Genomic DNA, 20,427 nt, shown 5'->3' with positions numbered 1-20,427 from the left:
CGACGCTTTACAGCGTACGTGCAATCTCCTTGATCTCGAAGAACTCGAGCACATCACCTTCACGGATGTCGTTGTAGTTACGCAGCTTGATACCGCACTCGAAGCCTTCCTTGACTTCCTTGACATCGTCCTTGAGGCGGCGAACCGACTCCACATCACCTGTGTAGATGACGATGTTTTCGCGCAGCAAGCGGAACTTGCAGTTGCGGGTGACTTGACCGGACGTGATGTACGAACCAGCCACAGTACCGATCTTCGAAGCCACGAACACGGTGCGGATTTCGGCCGTACCCAGTGCCTCTTCGCGTTGTTCCGGAGCCAACATGCCGGACATCGCAGCCTTCACTTCATCCACGGCGTCGTAGATGATGTTGTAGTAGCGGATATCCACATCATTGGACTCAGCGGTCTTGCGAGCCTGAGCGTCAGCGCGGACGTTGAAGCCGATGATGATGGCCTTGGAGGCAATCGCCAGATTCACGTCGGATTCGCTGATACCACCCACGCCGGAGTAGACCATCTGCACCTTGATTTCGTCGGTGGACAACTTGAGCAGCGAGGTCGCCAGAGCTTCCTGCGAACCCTGCACGTCGGCCTTGATGATCAGCGGCAGCGTCTGCAGGCCTGTCGAGTTCATCTCGTTGAACATGTTCTCGAGCTTCGCAGCCTGCTGCTTTGCCAGCTTGGTATTGCGGAACTTGCCAGCGCGGTAGGTCGCGATTTCGCGAGCGCGGCGTTCGTCCGGCAGCACCATGAAGTCATCACCGGCTTGCGGCACTTCGCTCAAGCCCTGAATTTCAACAGGGATCGACGGACCGGCTTCCTTGGTCTGCTTGCCGTCTTCGTCCAGCATCGCACGAACGCGGCCGAAGGTCTGACCCGCCAGAACGATATCGCCCACTTTAAGCGTACCGGACTGCACCAGCACGGTGGCCACGGAGCCGCGACCCTTGTCGAGCTGAGCTTCGATCACGATACCCTTGGCAGCGGCTTCCACTGGAGCCTTGAGTTCCAGCACTTCAGCCTGCAGCAGCACTTGCTCGAGCAGATTGTCGATGCCGGTGCCGGTCTTGGAAGACACCGCCACGAATGGCGAATCGCCACCGTATTCTTCAGGCACGACTTGCTCGACCACCAGTTCCTGCTTCACGCGCTCGATGTTGGCATCGGGTTTGTCGGACTTGGTGATGGCAACCACGATCGGCACTTTGGCCGCCTTGGCATGCTTGATGGCTTCCTTGGTCTGAGGCATGACGCCGTCGTCCGCAGCGACCACCAGAATGACGATGTCGGTAGCCTGGGCACCGCGGGCACGCATGGCCGTGAAGGCCTCATGTCCCGGGGTGTCAAGGAAGGTGACGATACCGCGCGGTGTTTCCACGTGGTATGCACCGATGTGCTGCGTGATGCCGCCGGCTTCGCCCGACGCCACCTTGGAGCGACGGATGTAGTCCAGCAGCGAGGTCTTGCCGTGGTCGACGTGACCCATCACGGTCACAACCGGCGCGCGAGGCATGTGCTCGGATTCGGAGTTCAACACTTCCTCGACCGTGAATGCTTCTGGATCGTCCAGTGCAGCCACCTTTGCGGTGTGACCCATTTCCTCGACCACGATCATGGCCGTGTCCTGGTCCAGCATCTGGTTGATGGTGACCATCTGGCCCATCTTCATGAGCACCTTGATCAGCTCACCGGCCTTCACCGACATCTTGTGCGCCAGTTCCGCCACCGTGATGGTTTCTGGAACGTGCACTTCAATGGCGCGGAATTCGGCTGCTGCGTGTTGTTGATGCTGGTCGGAATGACGATCACCGCCACGGCGACCACCACGTGGACCACCGCGCCAGTTGGAGCGGTTGTTCACACCACCCGAAGCATCGCCACGGGTCTTGATTTCCTTCTTCTTTGGACCATCATTGGCCCAGCTCGAAGACAGCTTGGCGGATTTGACTTCCTTGCCATCCTTGCCTGCCGCAGCACCAGCGGCAGGAGCAGCCGCGTTGGTGCGTGCACCTGCGCCACCGCTGCCAGTAGCGGGCTTGTGCAATGTGCCCTTCTTGGCATCAGCACCGGCGGGCTTGGCAACAGGCTTGGGCTCTTCGGGCTTCTTGGCAACGAGCACCTTCTTGGGTGCAGCCATCATGGCGCGAATGGCTTCAGCCTCCGCCAGAGCCTTCTTGCGACGATCATCCAGATCGGCAGCGCGAGCGGATTCCTCCGCCTGACGCGCCTTGGACTCGGCTTCAGCCTTGGCGCGAGCTTCTGCCTGCGCCTGGTTGCGGGCTTCAGCCTCGGCAACGGCTTCCGCAGCGGCTTCCTTGCGCGCAGCGTTTTCGGCAGCCTTCTTTCCCGCTTCCGCAGCCATGTAGGCGGCAGCGCGTTCTTCGGCTTCACGGTCACGTCGCTCGCGCTCTTCGCGTTCGGAGCGCTGAGTGGCCAGATCTTCTTCCTGGCGACGGATCAACTCGGCATTGTTGCGAGCCTCGACTTCGCGGCGCGCCAATTCCTGGTCCTCTGCGGAATGCTCGTGCTGCTCGTCGTTGACCGCCACGTCGGTATTGCCACCGTCCGTACCGTCTTCACGCTTCACAAAAGTACGCTTCTTGCGCACTTCAACTTGGATTGTGCGAGCCTTGCCAGTGGCATCAGCTTGCTTGATTTCGCTAGTGGATTTTTTCACCAAAGTAATTTTCTTGCGATCTGCACCAGATGTGCCATGACTGGCCTGCAGATAGGCAAGCAGCTTCTGCTTGTCCGCCTCGGTCAGGACATCACTCGGGGATGCCTTTGCCACACCCGCTGTCATCAATTGATCCAGCAGCATGGCAGGGGTTTTCTTGAGTTCGGTGGCGAACTCGGCGACTGTGTTACTCGACATATTGTGCTCGTACCTCCCTGACCTTACTCTTGACCTGTGAACCAATGCTCGCGTGCCTTCATGATCAAGGCTTTCGCGTCATCTGCGGTCTGGCCGGTCAGTTCGGTCAGTTCATCAATGGCCAGGTCGGCCAGATCGTCTCGAGTGTTCACGCCGGCAGCAACCAGCTTGTCGATCTGTTCAGGCGTCAGGCCGTCCAAAGAGCGGAGATCCTGCGATACGCCGTCCACACTCTCTTCGCGTGCGATTTCCATGGTGAGCAAGGCGTCCTTGGCACGGGCGCGCAACTCATTCACGGTATCTTCGTCAAAGCTTTCGATCTCCAGCATTTCCTGCAGCGGCACGTAGGCCACTTCTTCGAGGCTGGCAAAGCCTTCCTCGATCAGGATGTCGGCGATCTCCTCGTCCACGTCCAGCTTCTCCATGAAGAGCTGGCGCGCAGCGCCGGTTTCGTCGGCCTGTTTCTGGGCAGACTCGGCGGCGTCCATGATGTTGATCTTCCAGCCTGTCAGGTCGGAAGCCAAACGCACGTTCTGGCCGCCACGGCCAATGGCGATGGCGAGGTTTTCCTCATCCACCACCACATCCATGGCGTGCTTTTCTTCGTCCACAACGATGGAGGACACGTTCGCGGGCGCCAGCGCACCGATCACGAACTGCGCCGGGTCTTCGGACCACAGCACGATGTCGACGCGTTCACCGGCCAATTCATTGGTCACGGCATTCACGCGGGTGCCACGCACGCCGACGCAGGTGCCGATGGGATCGACGCGCTTGTCATGCGACAGGACAGCAATCTTGGCACGGCTGCCCGGATCGCGAGCGCAGCTCTTGATCTCGAGAAGGCCTTGTTCGATTTCGGGCACTTCGTTGCGGAACAGCTCGATCATGAACTCGGGCGCGGAGCGTGAGAGGATGATCGGCGCGCCGCGCAGGGTGAGGTCGACTTCCATGATCATGGCGCGCACACGGTCGCCATTGCGGAGGTTTTCCTTCGGAATCATTTCGCCGCGACGCAGGCGACCTTCCACACGGCCGGACTCGACAATGATGTCGCCCTTGTCCATGCGTTTGACGGTGCCGGTGAAGATCTTCTCGCCACGGCTCATGAAGTCGTTGAGCAGCATCTCGCGCTCGGCGTCGCGGATCTTCTGCAGGATGACCTGCTTGGCTGCCATCGCGCCGATACGGCCGATCGGCACGGATTCGACTTCCTCTTCGATGAACTCGCCCACCGCAATGCCGGACACGCGGTCCTGCGCATCCATCAGCAGCTCTTCTGCATCGGGGTTCTGCAGACCCGCATCGTCAGGCACGACAACCCAGCGACGGAAAGTGTCGTAATTGCCGCTATCGCGATCAATTGCCACGCGAATATCCACCTCGCCCGGGTAGAGCTTCTTGGTGGCTTGCGCCAGAGCGGATTCCACGGCACCCAACACCACATCGCGCTCGACATTCTTTTCACGCGAAATGGCCTCAACCAACATCAACAATTCGCGATTCATTTCGACGACTCTCCTGTTTCAATCACTTTGAGGCGACTGCCGACTGAGCGCGGCACCGTCCCCGTATATCAAACGTTCAACCCGCCTGCTGGCCCGGTTTGGCGCTACGGCCCTTGAAATTCACAATGGGTGCGAGGCGCGCTTCGCGCAACTCATCCAAGGTGAAACCCAGCGCCTGCAACGGTGCAGGTTCACGTTTCTTGCTCACACGCTGACCGGGCTTGACTGAAGGCGCATCGCTCCAGACCACTTGCCAGCCACCGTTTTCGGCCCGCTCGAGCGTGCCGCGAAATTTCTTGCGATTGGCGTTAATGAGTCCGCCACCAGCCTCGCCGACCGGCTCCTTGAGCGTGACGTCGACTTCTTCGCCTTCAAAGCGCTGGAAATCCGCCTCATGACGCAGGAGACGGTCAATACCAGGCGACGACACTTCCAAACGTGAGTATTCGGCACCATCGACTTCCAGTGCAAATTGCAACTGGCGCGTGACCTTCTCGCAATCTTCCACCGTGATGAATTGCTCAGCCGCTGACACCTCCCCGGCAGTCGGTTGCCACGGAAGGTCAATGGTGATTCTCAAGAGGCCACCTGCGGAGCGTTCGATCTCCACCAGGTCATAGCCTAGCCCGGTCACGGTTTGTTCAACGATTTGCTGCAATGCCACGTATGCGCTCTGTCCTGTTTCTCAAATGCACAAGCCAGACGTCCACCCCCGATTTTTTCAATGCCGGAAAGCGAACGCCCAAAAAAAAGGGCGGTTAGGATCCGCCCGTTTGGTCGTGAAGAGGAGATTATAGCCCGATTACAGGTTTCTGCATAGCATCACGGCACGCATTTTGCATTAGTGATGGTCGTAAAACGGACACTATCGTGTGCTTGTCAAACGCTGAAGCAACGGGGCCGCATGCACATCGGCTGAGATCGCCCCCTCCTGCATCAGACGCTTGAGCAAGGTGTTGATCAAAGCGATCTGCGGAAGCACGGGACCGAGAAAACGCACCTCGTCACCCTCGGAAATCAGCAACGAAGGGAAGGTCTGCACCTCATAGTCATCCATCGACTCCTCCTCGTCCTCGACATCCACCCAGCGGAACTCGACATCCGGATGCTGTGCGGCCAACGCCTCGAACTGTGGTTGGTATTGATTGCACACCACACACCACGCCGCACACAGGCAGATCACACGCCGCACGGGACGCACAGCATCACCTGCAGCATTCAAAGCCAATCCATCAACAACCGACATGGGCAACTCTGTCATCACAATCACTCAACACACAATCAGGAATCCACCTCAGGATCCACGGCGTTCGCGCACGCGATACACATCCGTCGCATCCAGAGACGACGCCTGATTATCCCAAGCGTTGCGAATGAATGTGACCACTGCAGCAATTTCCTTGTCGCTGAGCACATGCAGATAGGGAGGCATGCCCTGCGGACGTGGATTTCCGGCGGTCGCAGGCATGTAACCGCCATTCAAGACCATGCGCACCACGTTCGTGGGACTGTGCAGTGTCACCGCACGGTTGCCCGCCAGCGCCGGGAAGGATTCGCCATCGCCCTGCCCTTTGTCGCCATGGCACGCAGCGCAATTCTGTTGGTAGACCGATGCACCCAACTCCATAGTGCTCCGACTGGGCGACTCCACCTTCTCTGTCGGCACCCGCTGCTGCGGCAGCGCCCGTAAATAGGTCGCCGCGGAACGGAGATCGTCATCATTCAGATACTGCGTGCTGCGAAACACCACCTCAGCCATGGGGCCCGAGACCGTTGCATGCGGCGCGGTACCCACCTTCAACAACCGCTCCACATCGGCTTGTGACCACGCCGCCACACCCGCTTCCTGGGGCGCATTGAGCGCAGGCGCATACCAATTCTGTACGGGAATCAAACCACCACGGAACGCAGCCCCGTCCTGTGTGGCGCCTAGAACATTGCGCGGCGTATGACAGGCGGCGCAATGTCCGAGTCCCTGTACCAGATACGCACCGCGATTCCAGTCCACCGATTGCCCCGACTCCACATCGAACGCGGAGGGTCGAAAAAACATGGCCCGCCAACCCGCCAACGCGACCTGCGTGTTGAACGGAAAATCCAGTGCATTCGCGCGATTGACCTGGTCGACCGCCGGAATACTGCGCAGATAGGCCCAGATGGCGTTGGAGTCCTCGCGCATCACCCGTGTGTAGCTGGTGTACGGAAACGCGGGATAGAGCAAGCGCCCATCACGCGCGCGTCCGTTGTGCAAGGCGCGCCAGAATTCCGACGAGCTCCACTCACCAATGCCATTGCGCAAGGCTGGCGTGAGATTGGTCGAATAGATGATGCCGAACGGTGTCTCGATCGCCAGACCTCCCGCAAACGACGCACCGCCCGCCACCGTGTGACAAGCCATGCAGTTGCCCGCCCGCGCCAGATACTCACCCTTGGCAACCAATGCCGGGGTGATCTGCACCGATTCTTGAGCGTCCAGCGGCGCTTCGCCAATGCGGTTGAGTTGATACACAATGACACCCGTCGCCACCGCAAGAGCGGCAAACCAACCCGCAATCTTCAGAGAGCGCCTCATATCAGCCCCCTCCCATGCCACCACAGCGCAGTGGCAGCGGTTGCTCATGGCGCTCCGCAGGCTTGCCGCCACCCGGCACTGACTGCACAGAGAGCCACGCCGACACGGCACTCACATCCTCTGGCGACATCTGCTTTGCCACGGCTGCCATGCAGTCAGGCTCATGTGCGTGGCGCTTTCCCGCCTGCCATGCCCCCAACTGCCCATTCAGATAATCGCGCGGCAAGCCCAGCAAACCCGGAACAAACGGCTGAACACCCGTCATCGCCGAACCATGGCATTGCACACAGGCGGGCAGCGAGCGCGACGGATCACCATCGAATACCAGCTTGCGACCATGCTCAAGCACGGTTTGGGACTCCAACGATGCAGGCGGCGGCGAATACGGAACCTCCAGAGATGCAAAATGCCCTGCCATCTCGCGCAGATAATCGTCGGTCAGGTTTTCCAACAGGTAGGACATCGTCGGATAAGTGCGTCGCCCATCCCGAAAATTCAGCAATTGGTTGTAGAGGTAGCCTGATGGCTTGCCCGCAATGCGCGGAAAGTAGCCGCTCGTCGTTGAGCGCCCCTGAGCGCCGTGACAGGTCGTACACGCCAGCGTGCGTGTCGCCATTCCATCCGGATCATGGAGCTTCGCAGCGAAATCCGGCGACGCAGCAACCTGCGCACCCACATGGTGTACGGCGAAAGCACCCAGGACAGTCGCCAGCAATCGGGCACGAAAAAGTCGGCTAACCACGGCCAGCGAATGGCATCTTGGTCGCCATCACCGTGTGGAACATGACATTGGCCTCGAGTGGCAAATTGGCCATATAGAGCACGGACTGCCCCACGATGTCCACATCCATCAACGGCTCCTCGGCCACCGCTCCGTGCGCCTGCATCACCCCCTGAGTCATGCGTTGCGCAAGCTCGGTCCCGGCATTGCCCACATCGATCTGCCCCACGGCGATGTCGTACTTGCGGCCGTCAAGTGAAGCCGTCTTGGTCAACCCCATCACCGCATGTTTTGTGGCGGTGTAGGCAATCGAATTGGGGCGCGGCGTGTGCGCCGAGATCGAGCCATTGTTGATGATGCGACCACCGCGCGGCACCTGCGTTTTCATCACGCGGAACGCGTTCTGGATGCAATAGAACATGCCATTGAGGTTGGTATCGACCACGGCCTTCCATTGCTCGATGGAGAGGTCTTCCAGCGGAACGGCCGGCGCGCCGATGCCCGCGTTGTTGAACAGCATGTCCACCCGGCCAAAGGCGCTGACGGTTGCGTCGAACGCATTGCGCACCGACTGCGGATCGGTCACGTCGCAGGTCACAGTCAAGGCTCGTTCGCCCGCACCCGACTGCTGCGCCGTTTCGCGTAGCGGTGTCTCGCGACGACCGGTGAGTGCCACCCGCCAGCCATCAGCCAGCAACGCGAGCGCCGCCGCCTTGCCAATGCCCGAACCAGCGCCAGTCACCAGCGCCACGCCTGAAGCTTTCTTGCCATTCACCATCGCAGGTGCCATCTCCGTTGTTCTATGTTGCATACGCCATCAGCGAGACGACTTGCGCCCCTTGCTCGCACTCTTGCGCGATGGATTTTTGTTGGTCACCTTGGAGCCTCCGCGCGCAGACTTGTCCTGCTTTCCATCCTTGGCACGAGCAGACTTGCCACCGCCACCGCCACTGCGCTGCGAATCATTGTCCCGCGCACGCGCCATGTCGTCAGGACGCGACGCAGAGCGTGGTTGTGAGCGCGCAGTATGACCCACATTGCCACGCTGCTTGGCCGATGCCGCACTTGCAAGCTCGACATCATCTCGCACCAGCCTGAAGTCGATCTTGCGACCATCCAGGTCCACACGGCTGACCTGCACCCGCACGCGCGTGCCGATGGAGTAGCGGATGCCAGTGCGCTCACCGCGCAGCTCCTGGCGTACCTCGTCGAACTTGAAGTATTCGCCGCCCAGCTCTGTGATGTGGACCAACCCCTCCACATAGAGCTCGTCAAGCGTCACAAAGATACCGAATGTAGTGGCCGCAGTGACCACGCCGCTGTACTCCTCACCCAAATGCTCGCGCATGTAACGGCACTTGAGCCATGCCTCCACATCGCGACTGGCCTCATCCGCACGGCGCTCGTTAGCGCTGCAGTGCAGGCCAGCGGCCTCCCACGCTTCAAGCTCACGGCGGGCAGACATCGACAACGGCTTCTGATCGGGCTCCTTCACACGTCCGGCCAATCGCTTGACCAGCTTATCGTAGGCCTCGCCCTGCTCCGGCAAGGTCGGCAGCTTGTACTTGGTGTTGTTCAGGATCGCCTTGATCACACGGTGCACGAGCAAGTCGGGATAGCGACGGATAGGACTGGTGAAATGCGTATAGGCATCGAATGCCAGACCGAAATGGCCGCTGTTGTATGGCGAGTAGATCGCCTGCTGCATCGAACGCAACAGCATGGTGTGGATCTGCTGCGCATCCGGGCGATCCTTGGTCGCCTGGGCAATCATCTGAAACTCCGCCGTCTTCGGCTCATCGCTGACAGTCATCCCCACACCCAGCGCTTTCAGGTAACCGCGCAGAATGTCGACCTTTTCGGGCGTCGGGCCATCGTGCACACGGAACAGTCCTGGATGCCTGGATTGCCCAATGAAGTCCGCACTGCAGACGTTCGCAGCCAACATGGCCTCCTCGATCAGGCGGTGCGCCTGGTTGCGCACGCGTGGAACGATCTTCTCGATGCGGCCGTTTTCATCACAGACGATCTGTGTTTCGGTCGTCTCGAAATCCACCGCTCCGCGCTTCTGGCGGGCACTCAGCAGCGAGGTGTAGACACCATGCAGATTCAGCAGATCCTGCACCCGGTCCTTGCGCTTGGTCGCCTCGGGGCCACGCGTGTTCGCCAGAATCGCCGCCACCTCTGTATAAGTGAATCGCGCATGACTGAACATGACCGCAGGATAGAACTGGTAGGCATGCACCTCGCCCTGCGCAGTGACCAGCATGTCGCAAACCATGCACAGCCGCTCCACATCCGGGTTCAGCGAGCACAGGCCGTTCGACAGCTTTTCCGGCAACATGGGAATCACGCGACGCGGGAAGTACACGCTGGTCGCACGATCGTAGGCATCCACATCAATCGCATTGCCGGTCTCCACATAGTGGCTCACATCGGCAATCGCCACCAGCAAACGCCAGCCCTTGCTGCGCCCCACCTTGGCAGGCTCGCAATACACAGCATCATCGAAGTCGCGAGCATCCTCGCCATCGATGGTGACAAGTGCGATATCGGTGAGATCGACGCGACGGCGCTTGTCTTGCGGCCTCACCTTTTCGGGCAATGCCTTCGCGAGCGCCAAACACTCATTGGAAAACTCATGCGGCACGCCGTACTTGCGCACCGCGATTTCGATTTCCATGCCGGGATCATCCACTTCGCCCAGCACTTCAGTCACACGACCAACGGGCTGCCCATACAGAGCCGGGGGCTCGGTCAACTCGACCACAACCACCTGCCCCGACTTGGCCATTCCAGTGGCTCCCTTGGGAATCAGCACATCCTGACCATAGCGCTTGTCCTCCGGAGCAACCAGCCACACCCCACTCTCGTTGAGCAGACGCCCGATGACCGGATTGTGTGGGCGCTCGACGATCTCAACGACTCGCCCTTCGGGTCGCCCACGCTTGTCGTAGCGCGCAATGCGCACGCGCACCTTGTCGCGGTGCAGCACCGCGCGCATTTCACTGGAGGGAATATAAATGTCTGGCTCACCGTCATCGCGAATGACAAAGCCGTGTCCATCGCGGTGACCCTGCACGGTTCCTTCAATCTCTTCCGATTGATTTGCAGAGAACGGCTGCGAGTGCATTTTTTTGATATACAATCTAAATCTTTCCTGAGATGCCCAGGTGGCGGAATTGGTAGACGCACTAGTTTCAGGTACTAGCGAGTAACATCGTGGAGGTTCGAGTCCTCTCCTGGGCACCAAGTTTAACGACAACGGACGGTAAGCCGCCGAAATCGGGCGGCTTTTTTCATTCTCCGGAAAACTTTTTTCTTTGTCCGACAAGGGATACAGAACAAAGAAAGTTTGCAACTTCGTATTTTCGATAGAAATTTGAATTTACAATTGCAAACGCTTTATAAGCCCAGATGGCGGAATTGGTAGACGCACTAGTTTCAGGTACTAGCGAGTAACATCGTGGAGGTTCGAGTCCTCTTCTGGGCACCAATTACAGAAACCCGATCATGTTTTGCATGGTCGGGTTTTTCGTTTTTCACTCTGTTCTTTGCAAAGGACAGAGGCCGGGAGTTCCGCCCGGCAGCAGGGTCCGCTTTTGCTTGCACACAAAAGGCAACCCAAGATGCGCCTTGAAGGCATGCGGCACTTTGATTCACTCGTGCCGGACACCTCCCGCGTACGGGAGAGGCCAGAGATGGAAATTGATGGCAACGCAAATTTTTGGATTTTTTCTTGAATTGGCCGAAGGGCTTGAAAAGCGCGCTATAATTTCAGCTTCCCTGAAAGCCCAGATGGCGGAATTGGTAGACGCACTAGTTTCAGGTACTAGCGAGTAACATCGTGGAGGTTCGAGTCCTCTTCTGGGCACCAAATATGAGAAGCCGCTGAATGCAAGTTCAGCGGCTTTTTCGTTTCTGATCTTTCAACGTGGAGACCCTCCTCTCGTCCGCTCTAATGAAAAACGCCCTGCATGGCAATCATGCAGGGCGTTTTTCATTTTGTGGCCGCAGCTGCGACCTTGGGCTTACTTCTTAAGCAGCACCTTCAGCGCGCTCTGCAGGCGGCGAGCTGTGGTTTCATCGCTTGCGGTGCCCAGCACGGCAGCCACGTCCTTGCCCCAAGTTTCTTGCGGCGAAGGGTCATTACGGCGTGTGAGCAGTTGCAGTTGGTAGGCGCGGCGAGCGGTAATCTGGTCTGCGGGCGTGGGAACGTCAGCAGCGATTTCCAGACGCAGCAGCGCGTTGGTGTCGGCGGACTTGGCTTCGGAGCCCAGCGCCTGCGCCCAAGCGGTGCGAACCGCTGGTTGGAGCCTACCGAGTTCCTGTGCGGATGGCAGCTTTTCAACGTCGCGGCCTTCCCATGCGGACAGCAGACGGGTCAGCGTCTCGCCATGCGCCTGAGCGGCCAGTTTGCGCAGCGCGTTCTGTGCATGATCCAGTGCATCGCGCTGGGCACGGAATGCCGAGTCACCCAAGCGCGGAGCGCGTGGGGCATCGTCATCACGTCCACGACCGCCGCGAGCATCACGACCATCGCGCGAGAAGCGTGAATCGCCACGGCCACCATCGCGATCACCACGACCACTACGGTCGTTGCGCTCGCCTGGGCGACCTGGACGACCCGCCGGAGCAGCTGCCGCTGCAGATCTGTTGACGCCGGGACGATCATCACCACGCACCGCAACCACCGGACGGACCGGCTTGGCAGTTGCAGGCTTGACTTCAGCTTCACCACCAGCCTCGGCTTCGCCTTCCTGCGGTGCTGCGGCTTCCGCCTGCTCACCCTCTTCTGCGGCTGCAGCAGCCGAAGCTGCTGCAGGAGCAGGAGCCACCTCGGATGCAGCCGCAGCAGCGGCCGAGTTCTTCATGGCGGCGTCAAGCGCATCCATCGCGGTGCGGATAGCTTGTGCATCACCCGAGGCGTTGGCCGCCTCGAGCGCCTTGGCGGCGTCGAGCACGGCCTTGTCGCGGGCACTCATCTGTTCGGATTGACGGTCACGGTCGGCGCTCTTGCGCTGGAACGCGTCGTCAATGGGTTTGCGGAAGGCATCCCAGAGCTTCTGCTCGCGCTTGCGATCCAGCGGCACGGATTGCGCCTCCGCCTGCCAGCGCTGCTGCAGCGCCTTGACTGCGTCGATGCGCAGCGATGCGGCGGAGCTCAGCTCGGCGGATTCGTTGATCATCGCCTGACGACGATCCAGGCTCTGCTTCTGCGCGGTTTCGAGCGGACGGGCCGCGTCGCCGAACACCTGCTTCCACAGTGGCTGCAACTCGGCAAACACCTTTTCGCTGACATGGCCGCCATTGCGCCAACGTTCGCCGAACTGATGCAACGTGCGGCTCATGGCCTTCCAGTCGGTTGACCCGACATGGGCTTGCGTCCATGCCTTGACCTCTTCGACCAGCTCCATGCGGGCACCCTTGTGCTCAGCGGCTTCGGCGCGCACCTTCTCAAGCCAAGTCTCGACGACCTTGTGCGCGGTGTTGCACGCCTCGTCAAAACGCTTCCACAGCGCATGATTGGCAGGTGCACCCTGATCCGACGTCTTCCACTGTTCACGCAGCTGACGCAGGGTTTCCTGCATCTTGCGCCCGCCCAGTTCCTGACCTTCGGGGCGCTTGAGCAGTGCTTCGGCACGGTTGACCAGATCTTCGCGAACCTGATCAGCACTCCAGCGCTGCCAGCCTTCGAGCTCACCGGCTGCGATCAGCGCGGCATTGACCTTCTGCTCGAGCTCGCCATCCACATGGCGACCATTGGCCTTCAGTGCTGCGCGCAGCGCGGCTGCGGCGCCGATGCTGGCCTTGCCATGACCTTCGGCAGTTTCCTGCTCCAGCTTGGCGAGGGCTTCGCGCACGGCACTTTGTGCCTTCTTGCGGACTTCCGGGTCGACCTTGGGCTTGGGAGCCTCTTGAGCGGTCTTGGCAGCTGTCGCATCGGCTTCTGTCGGCTGACCACGGATCACGCGGATCTCGTCAGCCCACACTGGCACGGGCGGCAGCGGCGCATCGGTGCTGGCTGCGGCGGCCGTGGTCTGAGCGAGCGCGGACTGAAACGCATCCCAGACGGCGAGCAACTGCGTGCGTGAACTGTCGAGCATGGGCGGGAAGCGGGCTTCCACGCTGGCCCACGACGCATCGTTCGTGAGTTCCTGTGCGTGTTCCTGCCAACGCTGCACATCGGCCGTCAAGTTCTCCAGCGCACCTTCGGCGTCGCGGAAGGACTTGGTGGACAGCACTTCGATGCGCTGCGCCAGCAGCACCGCGGTTTCGCGCTGCACCTGAACCCGGTGTTGCAGGTCTTCGATGACCTTGACGCGGTCAGCGATCTGCGTCTTGAGCGCGGACAGCGGCTCGCGCGACAGCGGAGCACCGGCCTTGGCCGCGTCGCGCTGCCATGCCAAAGCATCGGCAATCGACAAACGCGAGGCTGCGAGCAGCGTGTTGGCCTTGTCAGCCCACTCGGCGGCAATCACCTCTTGGCCCTGCATGCGCTTGATTTCATCAAGACGTTCGCGCACGGCGCGCGCGGCACCCTTGTCGCGAGCGCTCAGCTCCTTGAACACTTCCTGCAATTGCTCCGGCGCAGGTTGAGTGGCCAGCCATTCACGGATTCGCGAAGCGCGTTCGCCGGACGTGGCAGCGGAAAAAGCGCCACCCGTCAGCGCATCAAGCGGATGCGGTTCACTGGCTTTGGCGGCGGTCGGAACCGCCTCTGGTGCGTCAGACATTTTGTTGCGAGAAGAAAAAGGAAACATGAAACCTATTGGAAATGAATTTGGCTGCTGCAGCTACATCGCCCTTTCGGGCCCCCTCGCCGGCAACCAGCGTAATTTCGCCAAACCTCTATTTTGACGCGGTTTTGCTTCGGCCCTTCAAAGGACATTACTTTGTCAGGCAACCTCTGTGTTGCCAAGCGACTTGACATCACACAGAAATCATTGTGCCGCAAGCTTGAGTTCCGCCTTCGGAGACCACTTCGAATCGGTCGCCTGATCGCTCTGCAGCTTGCCTGCGCCCACAAATAGGCGGTCAATGGGCACCTTGCGACTGGCCAGATAATCACGCACCGCAACACCGCGTTGCAGCGCCAGTTCTTGTGCTGCATTGTCCTGCAACTGTATGTTGTCAAGCAACAGCGATTCCATCTCGGCGTCGGGCAAGTCCTTGGAGAGGCCGACCATGTTACGCGGCTTCTTGATGTCGGCGCGCTTGTAGGTCTCCTTGAGCAGCTCGGAATATTCGCCCGGTTCCACGGCCACCACATCCTTGGTATCGCCACCGTCACGCGTGACCTTGCGGCGCTTCTGCGCCAGCACCATGGCATTCAGGCGCTCGCGCTTGAGACCCGCTTTTTCCGCTGCCGGATCGGCCCAGCCGACCACGGTCATCTTGAGCGCGGGACGATCCGTCAGCGCCTTGGCCACCTTGTCGAGCTGCTCCTGCGCCGACTTATTCAGCACGGAACTGCCCGAATCAAATGCCACGTTCCCCTGCTCATCACCGCCGCCGAATGCACCCGCCAGCAACGAGAATGGCGCCGTCACGGCCTTCATGATCAGATTGCCGATGACCTTGAAGATCACGCCACCCAGACTGAACTGAGGGTCGTTAAGCGAACCACTGATGGGCAAGTCCACGTCGATCACGCCATTGCGGTCGGCAAGCAGCGCCACGGCCAGTCGCACGGGCAGGCTCGCGGGCGCGCCTTTGACCTCATCGCCGAAAGCGAGCTGGTTCAAAATCAGCTTGTTGCTTGCGGTGAGCTGGCCGCTCGGGTCGATCTTGTAGGCCACGTCCATGCTGAGCTTGCCGCGCTCGATGCCGTGCCCGGCGTATTTGATGCTGTAGGGCGAGAGCGGCGGCAGCTCCAGATCGCGCATGCGCGCCTGGATGTCGAGCGCCAACGGCTTGGCCAGCGGATTGATCTTGCCCGTCACCTCCACCGCCGCCGTGCCCTCGGCCTTGCCGCTCAATTGCAGATCGGCCATATCGAAACTCTCAGCCCCCGCAGGCCGCACCGACGAGAACGCGCTCAGGCGGCCATTCAGTTCGGTCAGATCAGTGGAGTAGTTTGGTTTGACGAAGTGGTCGGTGAAGTACATCGCGCCACGCACCAGATTCACTGGGCCAAAGCGGATGATGGGAGCCATCGGATCCGGAGCTTCTGCAGGTGCCGTCACCTGTGCGGTCTGCTTGTCGCCCTTGGTGCTGCTCGCCGCCGAAGCCGCCGGCGTAGGTCCCTTGGCTTTCTTGTCACCTTCAACCGCCACAGGCTGGCCTTGCAAATCCTGAAGATTGATGCGGCCATTCTCCTGAACGATCACGCGAGCGAAGAAATCACTCAACGTGGTTTCGGCAACATCCAGCGTCAGAGGCTTGCCAGGCACCAGATCCACAACCAATCCCTTGAGCGCGAGCGCCTTCCAGTTGAGCAGATCCTGTGCATCGCGCCCCACGGCCAGACCCTTGTCCAGCGCGCTGTCGGCGTCCGCTGCGCGCACGCGCACATCATCCAACCCTAGGCTGCCCTTTACCGACGCCGTCGGGCCCTTGTCGCCCATCAGCAGTTTCACATCACCGTTGAAGCTGCCATCGGCGCGCACCAGACGAATGTTCAGATCCTTGGGCAGATAGGGCTGCACCACATGCAATGGCAAAGCCGTCACCTGTACCTTGCCATTGACCGCCAAAGGCTCGAGTCCCGCACTGCCTTCATAACGCAGGCTGCCGGGCTCGGCGCGGCCTGAGCCCGCCACGCGCGCCGACACCCGGACTGGGAATACCCCGCCCTTCTTCGCCGGAAAAGCAAAGTCGCGCACATTGGCCTGCAGCGAGTTCACGCGCAGCAGCATGGGCTGGGCGTTCGCTGCATCGCGCACGACGACGGAGCCGTCCTTGAGATCGACTTCGCCAAGCGCGATGGTCCATGGTGATTCGGCGTCGCCCTTCTTCACCTCGGAAGCCACAGTGGCAGTGGGCACCGACTTGGACTGAACCAGCCAGTCCTCATACATGAGCCTGCCATCCTGAGCGCGCTCCACATAGACCTTGGGCTGCACCAGAGCCAGCTTGCCGAGCGTCACATTGCGGCGCGACAGGTCGACCAGTGTGTCCTTGAGCGACAGCTCGCCCAACTCCGCGAGCGTGTTGCGCCTGGCTCCCGCGATGCCTGCAGCAGCCAGCGTGCGGCAGCGGTCACCACTTGCCGTGCAGGTCAGCGCTACGTCCTTGAGCGTGCCCTGCCCTACGCTGGCCACCAGACGGTCTCCATTGCGGGCGACGCCGAGATCCAGATCGAGCTGCCCACCCACACGCGCCGCAACGGTACCCGCCAGATACGGCGTCACCCAATCGAGCGGCAGACCGCGCAGGCTGGCCGCGACCTTCGCCTGCTGCAGATCCGCACTGCCGTCGAAGCCCAGTGTGGCCGGTGTCTTGACCGCATTGCCGGACGCGTCGAGCGGCGTGATTTCGGTCTTGCCGGTGAACTGCACCGGCTGCTTCATCGGCCACAGGATGGTTTTGGCATCAAGCTGCAGGTTCTGCAGATTGAAATGCGCCGCCTCACCCACCACCGCCTGATCGCGCCAGTCGATGGTGCCATTGCGTAGGCCGAAATGATCGAGCTGCACATTCCATTCGGGCTGCGCGCCAGCCTTGGCTGCTGGCGTGTCGCCGGATTTGGCATCCGATGCCGAAGACTCCTTGGCCTTAGGTCCAGCGGATGGCTCGTCCGAAGTCGCCATGCCGGGGATCTCGAGTCGCCCATTCTTGTCACGGCGCAGTGCGAAACGTGGCTTGTCCCACTGCAAGGACGCGACATGCACCACCCCCTTGAGCGGTTGCACATCGGTAAGCGCCACATCGAGCTTGTCGAACGCGGCCAACTCCTGCGACTGAGTGTCCGACACCCTGACCTCTCGTAGAGCGAGCTTGCCGCTCACGCCGACCTTGGCGGCATCCTTCTGCTCAAAGGCGAGCTGCAGGTCAGCATCCAACAGACCGGCATTGAGCCGCACAGGCACCGATTTGGGTAGATAAACCGCAAACGGCGCTAGGTCGAAGCCATCAATCTTGAAATTCGCATTCGCCTGACGCGTTTCGGAGAATGGCGTCGCCTGACCCGATGACTCAAACGGGCTGCCGTTGAGAGCGAACGCCAAACGCGGCGTGACCTTGACCTGGCGGTCCGCATTCAAATTGCTCAGGAACGGAATGCTCAAGTCGAGCTTGTCGAGCTTCTGCTTGCGACCGACAACGCGATCATCAAACTCCACCGCCCCATCGCGCAGCACGATGTTGTAGAGCGCAAAGTGCGGCGGATCGCTCGGCTTGTCCTCCGGGGCCTTGGGACGCTCGGCGATGCGCTTGAGGATGTCGTCGAAATCGAACTGACCCTCGGCCACATGGGCCACGCGCACCCTCGGCGCGTCCACCTCAATGGCGTCGAACACCGGCGCCAGCCTCACCAAGGACTGCAGTGCCGCATCTATATAGATACGCCCCACGTCCACTTGGCTGGAGGCACCATCCGCGCTCGCGATCGACAGATCGTGCACCGACAGCTGCAGCGCCCAAGGCTTGAACTGCACCTCGCCCACCTTGACCTGGCGGCCCAGAAATTCCGAGCCGTATCGCTCCACATTGCTGCGCAGCAACGGTGGTACGGCAAGCCAAAGAATCATCCCCAGCAACAAGATCGCAATAACGAACCAGACGACGCGCCTGAGCCATTTGTTGCTTTTGAAAATTGCAAGCGGGGATTGGGACTCGCTTGATGCACTGCTCTCTGATGTCATATCGCAATTGCATCAGAAATTGACGTTCTTGTTTTGTAAACAAGCGCAAAAGTGCACCGATCAATGGGTTTGAACCGGACTTTCGGCGGCAGCCACATCAAAAGTGGAAATCCTTTGGCAGACGCCAAGAAACAAGTAAGCCCGGGGATCAGCAATACCGATCACCGGGCTCGACGGCTGACACAACGGTCTTTGCCATCATTTTGCTGCCAGGGAGAGTTGCGTCCCCAGAGCAGAGAGCAAGAGATTGCTCTCAGAGAGGCTTTTTGGACTGGTTTGATACAGGGGGCACTGCATGCCGACACCCGAAACAAAAGCTGATCCATCCAGCGATGCACTGCATAAAGCAGGCAGTTCGAATCTACGCCCACATCCTCCGGATTGCCAGATTTTTCTCTCAATTGAAAATCGTTATCGATTGGAAGTTTCGTTTTTGAACGATTTTCGCGAACCGTTTCGATCCGCAACTTTTCCAGCAACAAGCCGCGCAAACGCTAAAAACTGTTGAAATACACAGCCTTTGTTAGACAATTAAATTCTAAAGAACTTATTTTTTAGTATTGACCTAGAATTTAGAGAGCTTCTAGAATCCGCCATTCACTAGAAAAGCGGGTTAACCCCAGCCCGCAACCTGCTGCCGATGTCGGCTTCAGTCAGTTCGTCTTTCCTCGCCCACGATCAGATGCGTGCGAGCCAGATCGGAACTTGACCCCCATCCAGGCGAAGAAGCCTGGTAAGGACTGCGCGTGATGACGACGCCCATCCTTGAATCAGGAAACTCTTCAACTCGAGAAAGGAAAGCTTGTGACAGCTTCAGGAAAGATGCTTGCGGGCATTCGCACATTCACTTCAGACGTCGCCGACGGATTCATGGAACTCACTCACAGCAGCTTTGCGCTGTTGGGCTTGGGTGTGGCATGTGTGTGCATCACCATGGCTGCGCGTCCAGATCTACGCGACAAGGGTGAAGAGCACCTGCGCACCTGGCTGTTCGAGCGTCATGTGGCTTCCATCGGTTCACCCATCGAACCTGGCGCGGTGGACCGCGCCACGGCAGCCAATCCCAAGGATCTCCCACGCGAGCAGGCCAAGGTGGCCTTCTGGCTGAGCAAGAAGTACCGCGTCGCGCCCGAGCCGATTGCAGCTCTGGTTTCCGAAGCCTACTCCATTGGCTCGCGTACCAAGCTCGACCCGACGCTCATTCTGGCCATCATGGCCATCGAGTCGAGCTTCAACCCGTTTGCGCAAAGCTCCGTCGGTGCTCAGGGTCTCATGCAGGTAATGACTCGCGTGCACAACGACAAGTACGATGATTTCGGCGGCAATCACGCAGCCTTCGACCCAGTCACGAATATGCGTGTTGGCGTCAAGGTATTGCAGGAATGCATCGCACGCGCCGGTTCGCTGGAAGGCGGTCTGCGCTACTACGTCGGCGCAGCCAACCTGCCCGACGATGGCGGCTACGCCACCAAGGTGCTGTCGGAGCATTTCCGCCTGCGCCAGGTCGCCAATGGCCAGAACGTGTCCACCACGGCCATGACCCCAGCCCCCATGCCGACAGCACCCAAGCCCGCCGCAGCGCCCATGCTATCCACCAAGGCTACTGCACCTGCCGCATCGGATCTGCCTGCGCCAGCCCCAGCCAATGCACCGACCACCGTCGAATCCGAAGCACCTGCGCAGAGCTCGGAAAAAGTGGCCTTGCTCAGCCACTGAGATCAAGCCCGACACTCCCCAGTCAGTTACACTAGCCGAGTACGCGACTGGCGATAGGCGCGGGGCTGCTTCTTCTATCGAATAGCCTTGCCGCTGACGTGGAACATGCCAGGAGGTGATTCCCTCCTGCAAACCACTGGGAAGCGTACCGCACAGGCCTTGGGTTCGTAGATCATTCTGTGAGCCTGCTGCGTTCAGCCGTTCGCCTGGGCAGCTCTTGTCGT

At 60.0% G+C, this 20,427-nt stretch carries 11 protein-coding genes, 3 tRNA genes and 1 riboswitch; of the genes, 4 read left to right on the top strand and 10 right to left on the bottom strand.

Annotated elements, in window-relative coordinates:
* Nucleotides 1-7: 7 nt before the first annotated feature.
* The 8 genes from infB to rnr all read right to left on the bottom strand — a co-directional run bounded on the left by infB (nucleotide 8) and on the right by rnr (nucleotide 10,812).
* Nucleotides 8-2,878 carry a translation initiation factor IF-2 gene (gene infB / locus G7047_RS06515; RefSeq protein ID WP_166302381.1) on the bottom strand — a complete coding sequence of 957 codons (2,871 nt, stop codon included), beginning with the start codon at nucleotides 2,876-2,878 and terminating at the stop codon, nucleotides 8-10.
* A gap of 23 nt (nucleotides 2,879-2,901) precedes the next feature.
* Nucleotides 2,902-4,386 carry a transcription termination factor NusA gene (gene nusA / locus G7047_RS06510; protein ID WP_166302377.1) on the bottom strand — a complete coding sequence of 495 codons (1,485 nt, stop codon included), beginning with the start codon at nucleotides 4,384-4,386 and terminating at the stop codon, nucleotides 2,902-2,904.
* A gap of 76 nt (nucleotides 4,387-4,462) precedes the next feature.
* Nucleotides 4,463-5,050 (bottom strand): ribosome maturation factor RimP, encoded by a 588-nt coding sequence (gene rimP, locus G7047_RS06505; RefSeq protein ID WP_166302373.1) that lies wholly within the window; start codon nucleotides 5,048-5,050, stop codon nucleotides 4,463-4,465.
* A gap of 201 nt (nucleotides 5,051-5,251) precedes the next feature.
* Nucleotides 5,252-5,647 (bottom strand): thioredoxin family protein, encoded by a 396-nt coding sequence (locus tag G7047_RS06500; RefSeq protein ID WP_240939390.1) that lies wholly within the window; start codon nucleotides 5,645-5,647, stop codon nucleotides 5,252-5,254.
* A gap of 33 nt (nucleotides 5,648-5,680) precedes the next feature.
* Nucleotides 5,681-6,958, bottom strand: coding sequence for a cytochrome c (locus G7047_RS06495; RefSeq protein WP_166302370.1), 1,278 nt, complete (start codon nucleotides 6,956-6,958; stop codon nucleotides 5,681-5,683).
* A 1-nt stretch (nucleotide 6,959) separates the two neighbouring features.
* Complete coding sequence (locus G7047_RS06490) at nucleotides 6,960-7,574, bottom strand: c-type cytochrome (protein ID WP_166302367.1); 615 nt, start codon at nucleotides 7,572-7,574, stop codon at nucleotides 6,960-6,962.
* 118 nt (nucleotides 7,575-7,692) lie between these two features.
* Nucleotides 7,693-8,457, bottom strand: a complete 765-nt coding sequence (locus G7047_RS06485) for an SDR family oxidoreductase (protein WP_371813883.1) — start codon at nucleotides 8,455-8,457, stop codon at nucleotides 7,693-7,695.
* A gap of 39 nt (nucleotides 8,458-8,496) precedes the next feature.
* Entirely contained in the window at nucleotides 8,497-10,812 is a 2,316-nt protein-coding gene (rnr, locus tag G7047_RS06480; protein WP_371813882.1) for a ribonuclease R, read from the bottom strand.
* Between the two features lie 34 nt (nucleotides 10,813-10,846).
* Here rnr and G7047_RS06475 point away from each other — a divergent pair.
* The 3 genes from G7047_RS06475 to G7047_RS06465 all read left to right on the top strand — a co-directional run bounded on the left by G7047_RS06475 (nucleotide 10,847) and on the right by G7047_RS06465 (nucleotide 11,556).
* Nucleotides 10,847-10,931 (top strand) — tRNA-Leu (locus tag G7047_RS06475).
* Nucleotides 10,932-11,090: 159 nt separating this feature from the next.
* Nucleotides 11,091-11,175: transfer RNA gene (locus G7047_RS06470), tRNA-Leu, on the top strand.
* Between the two features lie 296 nt (nucleotides 11,176-11,471).
* A tRNA-Leu gene (locus G7047_RS06465) sits at nucleotides 11,472-11,556 on the top strand.
* Nucleotides 11,557-11,710: 154 nt separating this feature from the next.
* Here the strand turns inward: G7047_RS06465 and G7047_RS06460 are convergent.
* Both G7047_RS06460 and G7047_RS06455 read right to left on the bottom strand, forming a co-directional pair.
* Nucleotides 11,711-14,416 carry a DUF349 domain-containing protein gene (locus G7047_RS06460; protein ID WP_166302364.1) on the bottom strand — a complete coding sequence of 902 codons (2,706 nt, stop codon included), beginning with the start codon at nucleotides 14,414-14,416 and terminating at the stop codon, nucleotides 11,711-11,713.
* 207 nt (nucleotides 14,417-14,623) lie between these two features.
* Nucleotides 14,624-18,373: a DUF748 domain-containing protein gene (locus tag G7047_RS06455; protein WP_240939388.1), complete on the bottom strand. Its 3,750-nt coding sequence runs from the start codon at nucleotides 18,371-18,373 to the stop codon at nucleotides 14,624-14,626.
* A 918-nt stretch (nucleotides 18,374-19,291) separates the two neighbouring features.
* On the opposite strand from G7047_RS06455, the gene G7047_RS06450 reads away from it, so the two are divergent.
* Nucleotides 19,292-20,203 carry a lytic transglycosylase domain-containing protein gene (locus tag G7047_RS06450; RefSeq protein WP_166302358.1) on the top strand — a complete coding sequence of 304 codons (912 nt, stop codon included), beginning with the start codon at nucleotides 19,292-19,294 and terminating at the stop codon, nucleotides 20,201-20,203.
* 33 nt (nucleotides 20,204-20,236) lie between these two features.
* Nucleotides 20,237-20,422, top strand: a riboswitch (ZMP/ZTP riboswitch).
* The last annotated feature ends 5 nt before the right edge of the window (nucleotides 20,423-20,427 follow it).

Origin of the sequence: Diaphorobacter sp. HDW4A (assembly GCF_011305995.1) — a bacterium.
Classification (GTDB): domain Bacteria; phylum Pseudomonadota; class Gammaproteobacteria; order Burkholderiales; family Burkholderiaceae_C; genus Diaphorobacter_A.
Note: the sequence above shows the minus strand (reverse complement) of the source record. Positions and strands in the feature narration are given on the sequence as shown.

Bases quoted from the DNA above. Each gene is read 5' to 3' on its own strand.
- infB (WP_166302381.1), bottom strand. From the start codon at position 2,878: ATGTCGAGTAACACAGTCGCCGAGTTCGCCACCGAACTCAAGAAAACC.
- nusA (WP_166302377.1), bottom strand. From the start codon at position 4,386: ATGAATCGCGAATTGTTGATGTTGGTTGAGGCCATTTCGCGTGAAAAG.
- G7047_RS06500 (WP_240939390.1), bottom strand. From the start codon at position 5,647: ATGACAGAGTTGCCCATGTCGGTTGTTGATGGATTGGCTTTGAATGCT.
- G7047_RS06495 (WP_166302370.1), bottom strand. From the start codon at position 6,958: ATGAGGCGCTCTCTGAAGATTGCGGGTTGGTTTGCCGCTCTTGCGGTG.
- G7047_RS06490 (WP_166302367.1), bottom strand. From the start codon at position 7,574: ATGGCGACACGCACGCTGGCGTGTACGACCTGTCACGGCGCTCAGGGG.
- G7047_RS06485 (WP_371813883.1), bottom strand. From the start codon at position 8,457: ATGGTGAATGGCAAGAAAGCTTCAGGCGTGGCGCTGGTGACTGGCGCT.
- rnr (WP_371813882.1), bottom strand. From the start codon at position 10,812: ATGCACTCGCAGCCGTTCTCTGCAAATCAATCGGAAGAGATTGAAGGA.
- G7047_RS06460 (WP_166302364.1), bottom strand. From the start codon at position 14,416: ATGTCTGACGCACCAGAGGCGGTTCCGACCGCCGCCAAAGCCAGTGAA.
- G7047_RS06455 (WP_240939388.1), bottom strand. From the start codon at position 18,373: ATGATTCTTTGGCTTGCCGTACCACCGTTGCTGCGCAGCAATGTGGAG.